Here is an 18,540-nt window from a genome sequence, read left to right on the forward strand (position 1 = left end):
TTAGTTTGGTAAAAGAATCACGTTCACTTTATCGTTTTCTGAAATTACATTCAGTTTCCCAGGCATAAACACTAAGGCGTTGGAAAGTGCAAAGGTGTGGAGCATGGATGAATTCTGACCTTCTAAGATATCAACCTGACCATTATTATAAATCGCCTTTAAAAATTGAGGTCTATCACCACGTTTATTAAATGTAGATCTTGAAATTCCTTCTGTACGAGATAATTCCAATTCATGGCGATTCATAAATTGTTGTAAAGCGATATACACATACACATAGAAACAGGTTAGGGCAGCGGCAGGATTTCCTGGTAAGGCAAAAATTTGAGTGGCTCCTTTTTTTCCGTAGAAAAGTGGTTTTCCTGGTTTTTGAGCTACCTTATAAAAGTGTTCTTCAACTTCTAGTTCCTTTAAAGCTTTGCCAACAAAGTCGTAATCGCCTACTGAAATGCCTCCGGTTATAAGCACCAAATCATTTTCATCAACCGCTGCTTTTAGCGTTGATACGGTTTGCTTATAATCGTCTTCCACTTTATAAGAAGTGATGTCGTAAAACTTTAAGTTGTAAAGCGCGCTTAAAAGCATTTTAGAATTACTCTCGTAAATTTTGCCGTAAGTCAGGTCTTGACCAGGTTCTATAAGTTCGTTACCTGTGGTAACTAGTGCTATTTTAGGTTTTCTATAAACATTAACATGGGTAATCCCTAGTGATAGTAAATAGCCAATAGCTGCTGGAGTTAATTTGGTGCCTTTTTTAAGGGCGATATCACCCGTTTTAACCTGTTCGCCAAGCGGACGAATATTCAGCTCTAAATCAATTTGATGCTCAATTTGGATTGTTTTTCCGTGATTTTCTACTTTTTCCTGCATCATCACAGCATTTGCCGTATCGGGAACTGCAGCACCTGTAAAAATGCGAACTGCTTCGCCGGGTTTTAAGGTCGGATTTAAAGCATCACCAGCTTTAATTTCACCAATCAATTGGTAAGTTAAATCATCATGAAGATGTAACGCATAACCATCCATGGCCGATTGTCTAAAAGGCGGCATGCTTATAGGTGATTTTACATCTTCAAAAAGTATATAGCCTCCAGCTTTTTCTACGGACTTATTACAGCTTTCAGGTAGCGAATTGCTGTTGTTTTTAACTATTGAAATGGCTTCAGAAATAGAAATCATACAGTTTGTTTTCGTTATGTCTTTGCAAATATAACGAAAATTTAAAAGTACGTATCGTATGATTCTTTTGAAGGTGTATTATTTAGATTTTGTCTAAATAATTGAGAATATGATAATTGTCATGTTTTATTTTGCTAATTTAATAGAGTTTTAAACTCAATTTTAACAAAATGCTAATGCTATGCCGATAAAAAGTTATTTAGCTTATCCCCAAGACGGTAAAAAGGATGTTTTAATTTCCGAACTGCTAAATATTTCTTACTGCGACGTCATTCCTTCAGAGAATGAAGACCTCATTATAGTGGTAACCGATACCGAAAATCAAAAACAAGACGATACTTTAAAAGCAACCATAGAAGGCCTAGATAGTTTAAAACTTTTGGCTATGGTTTCTGGCTTCAATACACCAAAAAACTAATTGTATTATGCACGATACTTTATTAAACCGACGAAACTTTATTAAAAAAATGGCCATCATGTCGGCTATGACAGCCGCAGCAACGATGTTCCCAGGCATTATTTTTGCAGATGAACAGGAAAAGAATTTACCTGAAGGAGGTGATTTGGAATGGAAAAAGGGACCTTGTCGTTTTTGCGGTGTTGGTTGTGGTGTTTTAATTGGGATTGATAAGGGCAAGGCTGTTGCTGTTAAAGGTGACCCTAATTCGTCAGTAAACAAAGGTTTGTTATGTGTGAAGGGCTATCACCAAATTATGTGTATTCAGGCCGAAGATCGTTTAACACACGCACTGGTAAAGAAAAATGGTAAATATGTTCAAACACCTCTAAATGAAGCTTTAGATATTGTAGCTAATAAAATGAAGGAGACCATGGATAAACATGGTAAAGATGCTGTGGCTATGTATACGTCTGGGCAATCTACTATTCCTGAAGGCTATGTGGCTTCGAAACTCATGAAAGGTGCTATCGGGACAAACAATCTCGATTGTAATGCGCGTTTGTGTATGGCAAGTGCTGTAACGGGGTTTTTAACCACTTTTGGGGCCGATGAGCCTATGGGCTGCTATGAAGATATCGATCACGCCGATTATTTCATCACTTGGGGTAATAATATGGCAGAAATGCACCCTGTATTGTTCTCAAGAATGTTGGAAGAGAAAAATAGGCGTGGGGCTAAGATTATTGATTTCGCAACCAGAACGACGCGATCTAGTATGGCTTCTGATAGATCTATATTGTTTGAACCTCAAACCGATTTAGCAGTTGCTAACGCGATTTGTTATGAGATTATAAATAACGGTTGGGTGAATAAGGCATTTGTAGAAAATCATGTGAATTTCAGCAAGGGCTTAACGAATATAGGTTATGGTTTAGAAGATAATTTTGCATTTACTGATAAACCAACTAAAATCGATTTTGAAGATTATAAAGCGTTTTTGGAGGATTATACGCCTGAAAAAGTAGCGAAATATTCTGGGGTCTCCGTAAAGGACATCAAATTTTTAGCTGATATATATGGTGATCCTAATAAAAAAGTAGTCTCATATTGGTGTATGGGTATGAATCAACACACCCGTGGAACGTGGATCAATAATTTAGTATACAACATCCATTTATTAACAGGGAAAATTTCCCAGCCAGGTAATGGTCCGTTTTCATTAACCGGACAACCTTCGGCCTGTGGTACAGCCAGAGAGGTTGGTACATTCACTCATAAATTACCTCATGGCGTAGTAACCAACGCTAAGGATAGAGCCTTAGCAGCGAAAATATGGAAGGTGCCGGTTGAAAGAATTCCGTCGAAACCTACATACCATGCTACCGAAATGTTTAGAGCGGTAGATCGGGGCGATATTAAGTTTATTTGGACTCAGGCTACCAATCCGTTGGTGTCCTTACCTAAAACAAGTCGTTACCGTCCTGGCATGGAGAAGGAATCTTGTTTTGTGGTGGTTTCAGATGTGTTTCCTACACCAACTTCCGATGTGGCCGATGTGATTTTACCAGCGTCTTGGCATATCGAAAAAAGTGGTCTCTATGGAAATTCGGAACGCAGAACACAGCATTGGGATAAAATGGTTGATGGCCCTGGTGAAACAACTCCAGATGCTTGGATGTTTATTGAAGTTGCTAAACGCATGGGCTATGGTGATTTATTTCCATATAGTCGAGAGAATCATGTTGAAGAGATTTTTAACGAATACAGACAGTTTCACGAAGGGGCAAAACACGGTATGGCACCGTTAGAGGTTCTTAAAAGAGAATCGGGGGTTATTTGGCCATACGTAGATGGGAAATCGACACAATGGCGCTTTAATTCTAAGTATGATCCGGCTTGCGATCCTAAAAAAGATTTTGATTTTTACGGAAAACCAGATGGTCGAGCTGTTATTTGGCAGCGCCCGTATGAGCCCGCTCCAGAAGTTCCAGATAGCGAATATCCTTTCTGGTTAAATACAGGACGTGTTATAGAACATTGGCATACAGGCTCCATGACCCGCCGAATACCCGTATTGCATAAAGCCATGCCACATGCTTATGTAGAACTGCACCCCGATGATGCCGCTCGTTTAGGGATTGTTAATGGTGAAAAGTTAAAAGTGACATCACGACGTGGCTCTTGTGTTTTACCGGCTTCTATTAACGAAAGAGGCTTGCCAACAAAAGGACAGGTTTTTGTGCCGTTTTTTGATGAAAATATGCTGATTAACGATGTGACTTTAGATGCTTTTTGTCCGATTTCTAAAGAACCCGATTATAAAAAATGTGCTGTTAAAGTTGAAAAAGCTTAGTCATGAGAAAAAGGTTAGGTATCATATCGTTTTTCGTTCTGCTCTTTGTAGCCTTTATTGCTATTTGGGGTTATAGTTATCAAACAGGTCTCGAAGAGGCTTATATTCCTCTTGAAACCAATGAGCATATAACGGCTATTCCTTCGGAAACAGGTGTTTTTAAACGCGCCGAGTTTGCCTTAGATTATGCCAATATGCCTATTGATGAAACCCACCAAAGGTCTATAGAAGATTATTATGATAATAGAGCCTTTCACGGGGCACCACCAAGTATTCCACACCCTGTTGCTATCGAGCGTAGTATGGGAGAAAATGTGTGTTTAAAATGTCATCAAAACGGTGGTTATGTCGATAAATTTTCAGCTTATGCTCCGGTAACGCCGCATCCAGAGATGGTGAATTGCAGACAATGTCATGTGGCTCAAAAGACTGAAAAGGTATTCAAACCTAATCATTTTGAAAAGGTAAAAGCACCTGCTGTAGGTGTGAACAATGCACTAACTGGGAGTCCGCCAATTATTCCACATCAAATTCAAATGCATGAAAATTGTTTGTCATGTCATGGAGGACCAGGGGCGCCTAAAGAAATTAGAGTCACACATCCCGAGCGGATTAATTGTAGGCAATGTCACGTGCCTAACAACAAAGAAATGACCGATATAGGAACTTTTAAAAGAGCGAATACTAATGCTGTGCAATAGATATATTATGAATAGAATCCTTTTAAGCTTTGTTTTATTAGTCAGCTTTTTTTCGTGTAAGCACGGGGAAGGTGAATACCATGGGGTTATCGAAAAGATAAATGCTGAAGGCGAACATTATAAAGGAACTTCCATTTCATCTGAAAAATATTTAGAAGATATGGAGATGTTACAAATCACTGAAGGTGGACATACCTTTTTAATACCCGAACGTAAGGGGCAAATTCGATCTTATGCTTGTACCGAATGTCATTCGAAACCTTTAGAAGATATGCATAGTGAAGCCATGAAAAAAGCACACTGGGATATTAAAATAGTTCACGCCAATGAAAATACCATGAATTGTGTGACGTGCCACAATCCTAATAATATGAATGAGTTAAAAAGTCTAACAGGGAGAGATATCGATTTCAATAAAAGTTATCAATTATGCAGCCAATGTCACACCAAGCAATTTGAAGATTGGAAAGGTGGCGCGCATGGAAAACGCCTTGGAGGTTGGGCACCACCAAGAGCTGCAATGACCTGTGTAAATTGTCATAACCCACACAAACCACACTTCGAGTCTAGGTGGCCAGCACGTTTTAATACCACTGTGGACGAAGAGCGTAAATAATAAACGAACCAAACAAGGATTATAAAAACATTTAAACTATGAGCACTAACAAAAAGTGGTATTCTTTAAATTTTGGTAGAAATAACGAAAAGTCGTCTGGCGCTTGTGGTTGCGGTAAAACTTCGGGTGGATGCGGTTCTCATGGAGCCAAAGGACATCAGGAACCAGATGTTAATCAAATGACAGACCAAGAGTTTGCCGAAGCTGCTATAAACGCGTCCATTGGAGAGGAAACTAAAAAAGATGGTTTTGATCAGGTTTTTGATGTGAAAATGGATAGACGTACAGCCTTTAAAAAATTAACGGCGAGTTTATTAATTGGAGCAGGTGCCGTAAGCACATCTTGTAGTGTTATAAGTGGAGATGATAGTAAGGAAAAGGCACAAATAGACTGGGAAGAGCAGTTTAAAGGGAACTATAAGTTAATGTCGGATGATGAAAAAAGTGCTACGGTCGATCGTTTGATGCGTTCTTATGAGTTGCGTACCGGTAAAAACTTAAGCATGTCTTCAAAAAATGCCGAAGAAGACGTGTTGTTTGGCTATGCTTTTAATATTTCAAAGTGCCAAGGGTATATGGATTGTGTGAATGCTTGTGTTGAAGAAAACAATCAAGATCGTAATTCGGAAATGCAATACATACGAATTCATGAAATGAAAGATGGTCAAGGCTTTAATTTTAATGAAGCCGACGATAATTATTATCATGAAGTACCTGCCGAAGGACACTTTTATATGGGAACACAGTGTTTTCATTGCGATAATCCACCATGTGTTGAGGTGTGTCCTGTACAAGCCACTTGGCGCGAAGCTGATGGTTTAGTGGTTGTTGATTACGATTGGTGTGTTGGGTGTCGTTATTGTATGGCTGCTTGTCCTTACGATGGCCGCCGATTTAACTGGAGTAAACCAGAAGTGCCAGAGGAAGAGGTTAATCATAATCAGCACTATTTAGGTAACCGTATGCGTAAAAAAGGCGTTATGGAAAAATGTACTTTTTGTGTGCAGCGTTCGCGTGCAGGGAAAAATCCTGCTTGTGTTGAAGCTTGTCCAACTGGAGCACGTGTTTTTGGAAATTTATTAGATCCTAAAAGTACCATTCGATGGGTTTTAGAAAATAAAAAAGTATTTCGATTAAAAGAAGATTTAGGAACAGAACCGAAGTTCTGGTATTTCATGGATTAGAGTGTTGTGGAATCGTTTAATTGTTGAACTGTTTAATCGAATACTTCGGTTTAGGCAATAAACATTCACTAAAAAATTAATAGAGCAGAGTCGATTAAACAAATAAACGATTAAACGAATAAACATTTAATAAAGTATAATTAGAAACATGAGTGTATTTAAAGTTTTTGGAAGTTTAGTTAAGGATAGTCTAGCGACCATCACACGTGGTTCTTTACGATACCATATTTGGATGGGGGCATTAACCTTTGTGATGTTAGTGGGGATGTATTGTTATTCTATTCAGTTATCTGAGGGCTTGAGTGTTACTGGGATGAGCGATCGTGTGAGTTGGGGCTTGTATATCTCTAATTTTACCTTTTTAGTAGGGGTCGCCGCGGCGGCAGTCATGCTTGTTATGCCCACTTATGTTTTACATGATGTAGATTTTAAGCAAGCTGTTTTAATTGGCGAAGGGCTTGCGGTTGCAGCATTAATTATGTGTTTGGCCTTTGTGGTTGCCGATATGGGAGGGCCATCGGTTTTATGGCACATGATTCCCGGAATAGGTGTGTTTAATTTTCCCAATTCCATGCTCACATGGGACGTAATCGTACTTAATGGTTACCTGTTTTTAAATATTACCATACCACTCTATATTTTATTTAGACATTACCAAGGTAAGGAAGCGAAATCTAGCGTTTACGTGCCTGGCACCATTTTATCGGTATTTTGGGCTGTTGGAATTCACTTAGTTACCGCCTTTTTATATCAAGGATTGCAGGCGCGTCCGTTTTGGAATAATGCGCTTTTAGGGCCACGATTCTTAGCATCGGCTTTTGCTGCAGGACCAGCACTCATTATATTGGTATTGGCTATAATTAGAAATTTCACCGCCTTTAAAGTGCAGGATAGAACACTAAGAAAAATTGCTATGGTAGTAACTGTAGCCGCTCAAATCAACTTAATTATGTTGATTTCGGAGTTGTTTAAAGAGTTTTATGCACCAACTCACCACAGTGAAAGTGCTTATTATTTATTCTTCGGATTGCATGGGAAAGATGCCTTGTTACCTTGGATTTGGACCGCCATTCCTCTGAATGTTCTAGCTACCGTGTTGTTGACTTTTCACAAGCTCAGAAATAACTTTAAAGTGTTATTCTTTTGTTGTTTTATACTTTTTATTGCCATTTGGATTGAAAAAGGCTTTGGTTTAATTGTGCCAGGTTTTATTCCTGGGCCTTATGGAAAAATTGTGGAATACACCCCAACTGGTATTGAAATAGGTGTGACTTTAGGAATTTGGGCCATGGGAGCTTTTATTTTTACCATTCTTGCAAAAACCGCTATTGGAATTGAATTAGGCGAGTTGAGGTACAAGGGAAAAAGTAAAAACGTTTGATATTTCTGAATATAAAGCATCTAAAACATCAATTGAATAATTTCGGTTGGTGTTTTTTGTTATACTCTTAAAAATAAGGGGTTTGTTTATAGAACTAAGTATTATTACTTACTTTTGAAGGAGATATTAGTTCTATATGCCTTTAACACCTTCACATACACATTCTAAAAATAAAGCACTTAGCAGCGTCTCTTGTGCGTCATGTGAAAATGTGAATTGCATCATTCATAGAAGTCTACGTGGTAATAGCGATGCTGAATATATTAAAAGCAAAAGTACATTAAGATGTAAAAAAGGACAGCAATTTGTCATGGAGGGTGCTCCTGTAAATGGTCTGTTTTTTATTTTAAAAGGTGTTGTTAAAGTATTCAGAACAGGTATAAACGGACGAGAGCAAATCGTACGTTTTGCAAAGGAAGGCGAGATTGTTGGTCATCGTGGATTTGGTACCGAAGAGTATTATTCTATCGGAGCTATTGCTTTAAAAGATACGGTTTTGTGCTATTTTTCAAAGGATGTACTTCAAGAAGCCTTGCTTGAAAATCCTTCGTTTGCTTATGACATGATGCTGTTTTATGCCAATGAATTAAACCGTAGTGAGAACAAGGTAAAGTCTATTTCTCAAATGACCGTTCGTGAGCGTGTTATTGATACCTTGTTGTATATCCATAGAAAATTTGGTGATCTCCGCGGATTTATAAACTTACCCCTTAGCAGAAAGGAATATGCCGATTACGCAGGTACTACCGAAGAGCAGGTTATTCGTGTGCTTTCAGCTCTCAAAAAAGAAAAACTAATCAGCACGCAAGGCAAGAAAGTAGGTATCAATGATGCTCAATTACTTAAAAAAGAGATTAGTGAGCACAATTTCTTCTTAGATACTTAGTTTTTAAAACTTTACGTTTAATAAACTCATAAATAGGATTTTTCTATTAAAAACTGTGTTTTCGTAGTTTTTATACTGTTATAAAAGATGGTTTTCTACTGTTTTATAACATGATAATTTAGAGTTTCAACTTATACATTTGTTACAAATAAGTATTAATACTTATTTAATTTAACCTAACAAACTATAAAATATGGAGCCAAAAACAATTACACTAGTTCAAGATTCTTTTGCTAAAGTGAAGCCAATCGCATCGACTGCAGCTGAAATTTTTTACAAGAAACTTTTTGAATTAGATCCCCAGTTAAAACCACTATTTCCTAGTGATAAAGAAGCCATGAGTACGCAGGGAAATAAGCTCATGACCATGCTTGGTGCGGCTGTAGCTGGATTAAATAATTTAGATGCCTTAATCCCTGTTTTAAAGGATTTAGGTAAACGCCACGTAGGTTATAACGTAAAACCAAGTCATTACAATACGGTGGGTGAAGCGCTTCTTGATACGCTTGCTGTTGGTTTGGGTGATGATTTTACCCCCGAAGTTAAAACGGCCTGGGCAACGGTATACGGTACCATGTCTGGCGTTATGATCGAAGCCGCTTATTAATTAACAAATCTTAAAGCTTATGAAAGTAATAACTACCTATATAATTATATGTTTTTCAGTGTTAATCGTGTCTTGTGGAGGTGTTCCAGAGGAAAAATCGGAGTCTGCTGGCGAAGAAAAAGTCTTTGCTGTTGATGAGGTTTTAGAAATGGTATCCAAAGAAAACGATGTTACCCGAACCTTGTATACCAAAGCTATTGTTGGTACAGGAAAACTTCAAGGTATGAAGTTTGATGAAGACTGGCGTAAGGATGATGTAGAAGCAGGGCCGCTACCAGCCCTGTTTTTAAGAGGTGTGGCCTCAAGTATTAGAAAAGGTCCTGTGCCACTAGGCTTGTATTTAGGTTCGGATTTCCCAGTAAATGCTGCTAATAAATTTGAAGGCAAGCAAGCCGATTTATTTCAGAAAATAAAAAAGGATCAGAAACCAGAATTTTTTTATGATGAAGAACAAAAGCTGCATACCGCTATGTTTGCCGATTTAGCGAGTGCCGATGCTTGTGTAACTTGCCACAATAAACATCCTCAAACCACAAAAACCGATTGGAAATTAGGCGATGTTATGGGGGCAACCACTTGGCAGTATCCTAAAGACTCGTTAACCTATAAAGAGACGGTTGCTGTTTTAAATGCTTATGCTAAAGGTACTGTAGATATTTATATGGCATACTTAGATGAAGTTGAAGATTTTAAAACCAGCGAGAAACCAGAAATCGGAGACAAATGGCCTGAAGACGGCAAGTATCTGCCATCTGCTGAAGTGTTTTTAGATAGTGTTAAAAAGCTGTCTTCCTATGAAACTATGAAGCATTTAATGGTGTCGAAATAGGGCGTAAATCCTTAATTGACTGTCCTTTTTTTATGGATTAAAGGGAAGAACCTATCGCATATTTAATAAAAAAATCATCTAAATATTTATGGTCGTCATTAATAAATCCACGCTAGTGGGATTGATACTATTATGTGCCTACCTCTTGCAATATTTTTTGAATTTGCAGTGGGCATGGTTGTTTGAGCTTCAGCAACAAGAGTTATTCAAACGTTGGTCGGGTCTTGTGTTGGCTTTGTTTATCGCATTCCAATGGCTTTTAACTTTCACTAGGGTTATTAAAAAACTTCGAAAGCACGCCATGACAACACAAAGCATGCATAAATGGATTGGAGCCATCAGCCCTTTAATATTTTACATACACAGTATGACTTTTGGTTATGGATATTTGCTCATGTTATCATATATATTTTTCACAAATACACTCATTGGATATTTCAATTTAGATGTTATAAAAAATAATAGCGATTTATTGTTTAAAAGTTGGATGATTGTTCACGTAGCATTATCCATAATAGTTACCATAATCATGGTATTTCATATCACGATGGTATTCTATTATAAATAAACTAGATATGAAATTACTTATAAAAGATATTATTAAAGAAACCAATGATGCCGTAAGTCTGTGTTTTAAAAACGGAAATTTCTTTAAAAAGTTAAAGTATAAACCAGGACAATTTCTAACTATTCATGTACCTATTGATAAAACGGTTCATAAACGGGCTTACTCCTTTAGTAGTAATCCTTATACCGATAAAGATTTAAAAATAACCATCAAAAGAGTTGAAAATGGTTTGGTTTCCAATTTTGTACACGATTATTTAAGAGTTGGAGACAAGTTGGTGGTTGATGATCCTGCGGGGTCATTTTTGGTTGAACCTCAGGTGCATGAACGAAACCAATATGTATTGTTCGCTGGTGGTAGTGGTATTACGCCCATGTTTTCAATAGTGAAATCTATTTTATCTGAAGAAAAACAGTCTAAAATATTATTGGTGTATGCCAACCAAAACACGGAGTCCATTATTTTTCATGAAGAAATTAAAGCCCTAGAAGTTAGTCATTCAGATCATTTTAAAGTTGAGCATATTTTGTCTTCTGTTGATGAGTCAAAAGAAAATTACCATTCAGGTTTAATCAATGCAGGCTTGTTAATCAAAATATTCGCTAAACACCAACTAGATTTTGCCGACCATGTGTATATGATTTGTGGCCCTTCAGGTTATATGGAAAAAGCTAAAGAGCTATTAAAAAATCAAGGCGTCACAAGAGAACAAATAAAAATTGAAGTTTTTAAGGCAGCACCTGTTAAAGTTACTGGTAAGAATCTAGTTAGTGACGTCACTTTAAAAATTAATGGCGATATAAAACAATTTAAGGCTAGGGGGGATCAATCGATATTACAACAAGCCATGTCTGAAAATATTGTGATTCCCTATTCTTGCCGTTCCGGTATGTGTTCCACTTGTAAAGCCCAGTGTGTTTCGGGAGAAATAACCATGACCGAGGGACATCTATTATCTGATGAAGAGGTCTCTCAAGGTCAAATTTTAACCTGCGTGAGTTACCCTGCAAGTGAAGAAGTTATGATCGAATTTTAATTATCAAAAAAACAAATGACATGTTTAAAGTAAGTCCGTTGCGAAAAAGACAAGTTATAGGAAGTGTTATAGGTGTGGTTCTGGGGGCTGTGATGTTTTATGTTTTAACCTTAGATTCAACTGAGCATTATGTGTCTATAGGACCGATGAATACGGGGCATCAGGAATTATCATGTTTTGCTTGTCATGCCGATGCTAGGGGGAATCTCCTTCAGCAAATACAATCAAACATATCGCATGCTGTTGGAGCTCGGGAAGATGGTGTCGATTTCGGAACCCAAGATGTAACAGTAGATAATTGTATTCAATGTCATGATCGGGCAAACGATAGGCATCCTACACACCGTTTTAAGGAGCCTCGATTTAAAGATGCTGTTAAAGAAATAAATGCTACCACTTGTATAACCTGTCATACCGAACACCAAGAAGAGCGCGTTTCGGTAGCCTCGATCGATTATTGTAAAAATTGTCATCAAGAATTGGAAGTTGAAAACGATCCTCTAGATATCTCTCACAAAGCTATTATTGCTAAAAAAGATTGGTTCACCTGTATTCAATGTCATGATTTTCATGGTAATCACCGTTACGATGTTCCAGAAAAAATGTCGGATACCATTCCTTTAAAACAAATTCAACAGTATTTTGATGGAGGAGCAGATCCTTATGGTGATAATAAAAAGTACAAAGCACTCTCTCAGGAAGCTTGGCTAGAATCTTTAGAAAAATAATATCATGAAAATTTTTCTACGTATTTATAGGTGTTCATGCTATAATTATAGTAGGTTTTAAGTACTTAATTTAAAAAACTACGTATTTATCAAGAAAATTAGAAGCATTACTTAGTAATTTAAGTAATGCTTTTTTTGTATACTTAAGAGTTTATTTCGCTGTTAATCAAGTTTTTATGATTGCTTTATGTGTTTTGGCAGGTTTATTACTGTTAAAAAAGAGGATTGTACATGTGTAATCACATGATCTGTCACGTAGACTACTTATATATTTGTCGTGTATAAGTATTAATACTTAGTTTAATCAAAATCAAACACAGATGAAATCATTATTCAAAAAATCAACATTAATCTTACCAGTAGCAGTTTTACTGTTTTCTTGTGGTAATAAAGAGAAGAAGCAAACGATTGCCGAAAACGTTGTTGCTGAAACTTCAAAAACAAAAACATTAGATATTGAAAAGCCACAATTAACTTTTGGTTTTATCAAATTAACAGATATGGCACCTTTAGCGATTGCTAAGGAAAAAGGTTTTTTCGAGGATGAAGGTTTATTTGTGTCTGTTGAAGCACAATCAAACTGGAAAAATGTTTTAGACCGTGTAATTGACGGACAATTAGATGGTTCGCACATGTTAGCAGGACAGCCAATTGCAGCTGGTGCAGGATTTGGAAGACAAGCGAAATTAGTAACTACCTTTTCAATGGATTTAAATGGAAACGGGATCACAGTTTCAAACGATGTTTGGTCTAAAATGAAGCCAAATGTACCTACCGATTCAGATGGTAAGCCAGTACATCCTATTAAAGCAGATGCTTTAAAACCAGTGATTAACGAATATAAAAACTCTGGAAAGCCTTTTAAAATGGGTATGGTATTCCCGGTATCAACACATAACTATGAAATTAGATATTGGTTAGCAGCAGCAGGAATTAACCCTGGTATGTACACAGCCGATAACGTACAAGGACAAATTGATGCTGAAGTTTTACTTTCTGTAACGCCTCCGCCACAAATGCCAGCAACTTTAGAAGCAGGAACCATTTACGGATACTGTGTAGGTGAACCATGGAACCAGCAAGCGGTTTTTAAAGGTATTGGAGTGCCAGTAGTTACTAACTATGATATCTGGAAAAACAATCCTGAGAAAGTGTTTGTAATGACTGAGAAGTTCATCGAAGAAAACCCAAATACAGCTATCGCTGTTACTAAAGCCTTAATTAGAGCAGGAAAATGGTTAGATGAGCCAAGCAATAGAGCTGAAGCTGTAAAAATCTTATCAATGTCTCAATACGTAGGAGCCGATGAAGCCGTAATCGCAAACTCTATGACAGGTACTTTCGAATTTGAAAAAGGAGATAAGCGTGAGATGCCAGACTTTAATGTATTCTACAAGTATAACGCCACCTATCCATTCTACTCAGATGGTGTATGGTTCTTAACTCAAATGCGTCGTTGGGGACAAATTCCTGAAGCGAAGTCAGCAGATTGGTATTCTGAAACCATTAAAGATATTTACAGACCAGATGTTTGGAATAAAGCAGCAAAACTTTTAGTAGAAGAAGGTCATATTCCAGCAGGAGATATCCCAACTACCGATGGTTACAAACCAGCAACAACAGATTTTATAGACGGAAAAGTATATGATGGTAAAGATCCAATTTCATATATCAACAGTTTCTCAATAGGAAATAAAGATAAAGCAGTACAGTAATTAGTTAGACATTAAAATTTTAGAATTATGAAGCAAAGTATAACATTAGAAAAAGTATCCAAATTCATGGGATTCGGTTTTTTAACAACCTTAAAAGATTTATTTACAGGAAAACTAGAGAAGGAAGATTTTATCAACTTCTTACGTAAAGTTGTCGTACCTCTTGCTTCTATTCTATTATTTATTGGACTGTGGCAGTTGGGTGCAGAGGCGCTTTACAACCGTGAAGCCGAATATAAAATTCAAACGGCTTTAACCGACCAAGGTCCAGAAGCTGCCGAAGCGATGAAAGCCTGTATTGCCTCAGGCGATGTTAGTTGTCAGCCAAACACTTTACCATCGCCTGGTCAAGTATGGGATTCTTACCAATCGTTGTTAAGAGATCACCAAATTATTAGAGCTGATAAAGCGGCATTTATTGAAAAAACAGCGGCTTTAAACGAAAAGCGTATTGCTGCAGGAAAAGACCCCATTACCTATACGGGTAGACCATCATTTATCGATCAAATTGTAATGAGTTTAAAAACGGTATTCGCAGGGTTCTTATTAGCGTTATTTATTGCGATTCCAATCGGAATTCTAATCGGATTAAGTCCAACATTAAAAAGTGCTTTCAACTGGTTTATTCAAATTTTTAAACCTGTGTCTCCAGTAGTGTGGTACTTATTAGTGTTTATGATTGTAAAAACGATTTTAATCGATTCAACCGAAGATAGTTCGTTCATCATCTCATTCATAAGTGTAGGATTTTGCTCGATGTGGGCCACTTTAGTAAACACAGCAATGGGTGTGGCATCGGTAGATAAAGATTATATCAATGTTGCCAAAGTATTGAAATTAGGACCTGTACAAAAGGTGTTTAAGGTGATTTTACCATCGTCTTTACCACTAATTTTCACCGGACTTAAAATTACATTATCTGTAGCTTGGATGGTATTAATTGCAATCGAATTATTAGCACAGAGTCCAGGTTTAGGATTATTTGTTTGGGAAGAATTTCAAAATGGAGCAAACGATTCAAATTCAAAAATTATTGTAGCCATGTTTGTTATCGGAATCATCGGATTCTTATTAGACCGCATCATGTTAACCATTCAAAACTGGGTGTCATTCAATAAATCGGAAGCTATTTAAAGGGATGTGGAATCGTTGAATTGTTTATCGTGTAACTGTTAAACAATTCAACAAATAAACGAATCAGCAAATAAACACATAAAGAAAATGGCATACTTAGAATTAAATAATATATACAAATCTTACGGTCAAGGCGACGCAGAAACCGAAGTGCTTTCAAACATCAACTTAACTATTGAAGAAGGCGAGTTTGTAGCCATCGTAGGGTTTACAGGAAGTGGAAAAACAACGTTAGTAAATTTAATAAACGGACTTATTCAGCCAACAAGCGGTGAGGTTTTATTTAAAGGCGAGCCTGTCGTAGGAACCAGTCATGAACGTGGTGTGATTTTTCAAAATTACTCGCTATTGCCATGGTTAACCGTAGGACAAAATATTTACATGGCCGTTAAGGAAGCTTTTCCGAAGAAAACAAAAGTAGAGCTAAATGAAATCGTAAAAGATTATGTTGACATGGTGGGGTTATCACATGCGATTAATAAACGTCCTGGTGAATTATCTGGTGGTATGCGTCAGCGTGTTGCCGTAGCCAGAGCCTTATCGATGAAACCAGAAATGATTATTATGGATGAACCTCTTGGTGCTTTAGATGCCTTAACACGTGGAAATCTTCAAGATGAAATTTTAAATATCTGGGGAAAAGATAAACGTACTGCCTTATTAATTACCAACGATGTGGATGAAGGTATTTACATGGCCGATCGTATTATTCCGCTTAAACCAGGTCCAAAAGCCACTCTAGGGCCAGAATTTAAAATTGATATAGAGCGTCCTCGTGATAAAACCGAGATGAATGATAATGCCAATTTTAAGGAAACTAGAAATGCGATTATCGAGTACTTAATGGAGATTGGAAACGATCGTAAAGCAGAAGCTCAAGAAGCTATTGTATTACCAGAATTAGAACCAAAAAGTTTTGTTGGACGCTTTAATTAATGAGAGATATGACTACAAATATTATAGAAAATACGCCAAAAAGAGTGATTACAGAAGCTGAAGTTTTTCCTTCATCTGAAGTGATGTTAGATTTAAAAAACTTAAAGAAAGTTTACCCAACACCTAAAGGAGATTATGTGGTGTTGGAGGATTTAAATCTTCAAATTAAAAAGGAAGAATTTGTTACCATTATTGGGCATTCAGGTTGCGGAAAAACAACCATGTTGTCGATGATTGCAGGATTGAATCCTATTTCTGGCGGCCATATTTCAGTTTTAGGAAAGCATATTACAGGACCAGGACCAGATCGCGGTGTGATTTTTCAAGCGCCTAGTTTAATGCCTTGGATGACGGCCCTTCAAAATGTACTTTTAGGAGTAGATCAAGTTTTTCCTCATGCTACCAAAGCCCAACGTCACGATATTGCGAAATACTATTTACAGAAAGTAGGCTTAGAAGATGCTTTTCATAAAAAAGCAAGTGATTTATCGCAAGGGATGCAACAACGTGTTGGTATTGCCAGAGCTTTCGCTATTAAGCCTAAAGTGCTTTTACTAGATGAGCCTTTCGGGATGTTAGATTCTTTAACACGTGGTGAACTTCAAGATATTCTCATTGAAATCTGGAATAAAGAAAAAATTACGGCGGTTATGATTACCCATGATGTGGATGAGGCTATTTTTCTTGCCGATCGTGTCGTGATGATGACCAGCGGACCTAAAGCTAAAATTGGGGATGTTTTAAATATCGATTTCGAAAGACCTCGTACTAGAAAATCGGTACTTGAGCACGACGATTATTACACATACCGAAAGCATTTAATCGATTTCTTAGAGCATTAATAAAATACTTCTAAATTTTCAATACAAATTATCAAATCTAAAATATAGCGATTGTTTCAATCGCTGTGTTTTAGTATCTTTAAACTGCATAAGTTTAAGTTAGTTAACAAATAAAAAACCAAAAATCAAATCAAACTTAAAAACAAACACATGAGAAAACAATACTTAATTTTGGCGCTATTTTTAGCATCTATACAGTGGGCACAAGCACAATTTTCATTAGATGGCGAATTGAGACCCCGTACAGAATACCGTCATGGATTCGGATCTTTAATTCCAGAAAATGTAGAGCCAGGATACGGAATTTCTACCAGAGTAAGGTTAAATGCAGGCTATAAAACAGATCATTACAAAGTATTTGTTAGTCTCCAAGATGTTTTTGTTTGGGGAGAAAACCGACAAATCAAACCAGAAGATGCTAATAATTCATTTTCCATCTTTCAAGCTTGGGCAGAAATTAAATTGGGTGAAGGCTGGTCTACCAAATTAGGTCGTCAAGTTTTGTCTTACGATGATCAACGTATTCTAGGAGGATTAGATTGGGCGCAACAAGGTCGTAACCATGATGCAGGATTAATTAAGTACAAGAAAAATGATTTTGCTGTAGATGTGGCTTTAGCTTTTAATCAAGATTATTCAGATCCAACAGGTTTTCAATCCGTAGGGAATGAGTATAATACTTCTGGATTTTTCTCTTATAAAACCATGTATATGGCGCATTTAAGTCAGAAATGGGGTGCTTTTTCAGGAAGTTTATTATTAATGAACAATGGTTTCCAAAATGATGCTATTGGTCTAAATGATATCGCTAACTTACAAACTATGGGTGTGCATTTAAAATATGGTAAAAAGGCTTTTTCTCTTGCAGCAAATCTATATCTACAAACAGGAGAAGCGATTTACGGAGCGGGATATCAAGATGTAAAAGGCGGTTTCTTATCTAGTTTAGATTTCGGATTTAAAGCCTCAGATAAAATTAAGTTAGGTGTTGGAGCAGAAATTATTAGTGGTGATGATAAAAGCAGTACTGAAGAAACTGGTGCCTTCTTTCCTTTATATGGAACCAATCATAAATTCAACGGTTTTATGGATTACTTCTACGTAGGGAACCATGCGAATACTGTTGGTTTGATAGATGTTCACGCAAGTGCTAATTTTACATTTAACGAGAGCTCTAGTCTTTTGGTAAAAGTTTTAAATTTCCATGGAGAGCAAGCTTTACCTAGTGGTGAAAAATCACTTGGAACTGAGGTTGATTTAGTGTTTTCTAAAGCATTTAAAGGTTATGCTTTAAAAGTAGGGTACTCGCAAATGTTCGCGGCCGATGGTATGTATGAATTAAAGAAAGTTCCAGAAGCTGATGCGGCTAAGGTTCAAAACTGGGCTTGGGCGATGTTAGTTTTTAAACCTAAGTTTTTAAACTAAACCATAACAAATTATTTAAT

Annotated in this window: 18 protein-coding genes; 17 read left to right on the forward strand and 1 reads right to left on the reverse strand. The window is 36.9% G+C overall.

What is annotated here, in order from left to right; translation table 11 throughout:
• On the reverse strand, positions 1 to 1,179 hold the full coding sequence (locus JJL45_RS08645) for a molybdopterin molybdotransferase MoeA (RefSeq protein ID WP_202664105.1): 1,179 nt from the start codon (positions 1,177 to 1,179) through the stop codon (positions 1 to 3).
• Between the two features lie 181 nt (positions 1,180 to 1,360).
• Here JJL45_RS08645 and JJL45_RS08650 point away from each other — a divergent pair, with 181 nt between their 5' ends.
• The 17 genes from JJL45_RS08650 (at position 1,361) to JJL45_RS08730 (ending at position 18,520) form a co-directional block, all read left to right on the forward strand.
• Entirely contained in the window at positions 1,361 to 1,597 is a 237-nt protein-coding gene (locus tag JJL45_RS08650; protein ID WP_068602870.1) for a hypothetical protein, read from the forward strand.
• A gap of 7 nt (positions 1,598 to 1,604) precedes the next feature.
• Positions 1,605 to 3,932 (forward strand): molybdopterin-dependent oxidoreductase, encoded by a 2,328-nt coding sequence (locus tag JJL45_RS08655; protein WP_202664106.1) that lies wholly within the window; start codon positions 1,605 to 1,607, stop codon positions 3,930 to 3,932.
• 2 nt (positions 3,933 to 3,934) lie between these two features.
• A complete protein-coding gene (locus JJL45_RS08660; protein WP_067150762.1) occupies positions 3,935 to 4,633 on the forward strand; it encodes a multiheme c-type cytochrome in 699 nt (232 codons plus the stop codon).
• A 7-nt stretch (positions 4,634 to 4,640) separates the two neighbouring features.
• The gene (locus tag JJL45_RS08665) at positions 4,641 to 5,249 is read left to right on the forward strand and encodes a cytochrome c3 family protein (RefSeq protein ID WP_068602868.1); all 609 of its coding nucleotides are present in this window, start codon (positions 4,641 to 4,643) and stop codon (positions 5,247 to 5,249) included.
• A 38-nt stretch (positions 5,250 to 5,287) separates the two neighbouring features.
• The gene (locus JJL45_RS08670) at positions 5,288 to 6,433 is read left to right on the forward strand and encodes a 4Fe-4S dicluster domain-containing protein (protein WP_068602867.1); all 1,146 of its coding nucleotides are present in this window, start codon (positions 5,288 to 5,290) and stop codon (positions 6,431 to 6,433) included.
• Between the two features lie 148 nt (positions 6,434 to 6,581).
• Positions 6,582 to 7,814: a sulfate reduction electron transfer complex DsrMKJOP subunit DsrP gene (gene dsrP, locus JJL45_RS08675; RefSeq protein WP_202664107.1), complete on the forward strand. Its 1,233-nt coding sequence runs from the start codon at positions 6,582 to 6,584 to the stop codon at positions 7,812 to 7,814.
• Between the two features lie 136 nt (positions 7,815 to 7,950).
• On the forward strand, positions 7,951 to 8,700 hold the full coding sequence (locus tag JJL45_RS08680) for a Crp/Fnr family transcriptional regulator (protein ID WP_068602865.1): 750 nt from the start codon (positions 7,951 to 7,953) through the stop codon (positions 8,698 to 8,700).
• Between the two features lie 193 nt (positions 8,701 to 8,893).
• Positions 8,894 to 9,307, forward strand: a complete 414-nt coding sequence (locus JJL45_RS08685; RefSeq protein WP_068602864.1) for a globin family protein — start codon at positions 8,894 to 8,896, stop codon at positions 9,305 to 9,307.
• A 19-nt stretch (positions 9,308 to 9,326) separates the two neighbouring features.
• Positions 9,327 to 10,136, forward strand: coding sequence for a DUF3365 domain-containing protein (locus tag JJL45_RS08690; RefSeq protein WP_068602863.1), 810 nt, complete (start codon positions 9,327 to 9,329; stop codon positions 10,134 to 10,136).
• Positions 10,137 to 10,251: 115 nt separating this feature from the next.
• On the forward strand, positions 10,252 to 10,704 hold the full coding sequence (locus tag JJL45_RS08695) for a hypothetical protein (protein ID WP_242521379.1): 453 nt from the start codon (positions 10,252 to 10,254) through the stop codon (positions 10,702 to 10,704).
• 7 nt (positions 10,705 to 10,711) lie between these two features.
• Positions 10,712 to 11,740: a ferredoxin--NADP reductase gene (locus tag JJL45_RS08700; RefSeq protein ID WP_068602861.1), complete on the forward strand. Its 1,029-nt coding sequence runs from the start codon at positions 10,712 to 10,714 to the stop codon at positions 11,738 to 11,740.
• A 20-nt stretch (positions 11,741 to 11,760) separates the two neighbouring features.
• Entirely contained in the window at positions 11,761 to 12,468 is a 708-nt protein-coding gene (locus JJL45_RS08705) for a cytochrome c3 family protein (RefSeq protein ID WP_068602860.1), read from the forward strand.
• A 320-nt stretch (positions 12,469 to 12,788) separates the two neighbouring features.
• A complete protein-coding gene (locus JJL45_RS08710; RefSeq protein WP_068602859.1) occupies positions 12,789 to 14,183 on the forward strand; it encodes a CmpA/NrtA family ABC transporter substrate-binding protein in 1,395 nt (464 codons plus the stop codon).
• A 27-nt stretch (positions 14,184 to 14,210) separates the two neighbouring features.
• Complete coding sequence (locus JJL45_RS08715; protein WP_067150796.1) at positions 14,211 to 15,317, forward strand: ABC transporter permease; 1,107 nt, start codon at positions 14,211 to 14,213, stop codon at positions 15,315 to 15,317.
• A gap of 87 nt (positions 15,318 to 15,404) precedes the next feature.
• Complete coding sequence (locus JJL45_RS08720) at positions 15,405 to 16,253, forward strand: ABC transporter ATP-binding protein (RefSeq protein WP_068602858.1); 849 nt, start codon at positions 15,405 to 15,407, stop codon at positions 16,251 to 16,253.
• An 8-nt stretch (positions 16,254 to 16,261) separates the two neighbouring features.
• Positions 16,262 to 17,095, forward strand: coding sequence for an ABC transporter ATP-binding protein (locus JJL45_RS08725; RefSeq protein WP_067150866.1), 834 nt, complete (start codon positions 16,262 to 16,264; stop codon positions 17,093 to 17,095).
• A gap of 150 nt (positions 17,096 to 17,245) precedes the next feature.
• Complete coding sequence (locus JJL45_RS08730; RefSeq protein ID WP_068602857.1) at positions 17,246 to 18,520, forward strand: alginate export family protein; 1,275 nt, start codon at positions 17,246 to 17,248, stop codon at positions 18,518 to 18,520.
• Positions 18,521 to 18,540: the final 20 nt, after the last annotated feature.

The organism is Tamlana sp. s12, from assembly GCF_016767215.1.
Lineage (GTDB): Bacteria > Bacteroidota > Bacteroidia > Flavobacteriales > Flavobacteriaceae > Pseudotamlana > Pseudotamlana agarivorans.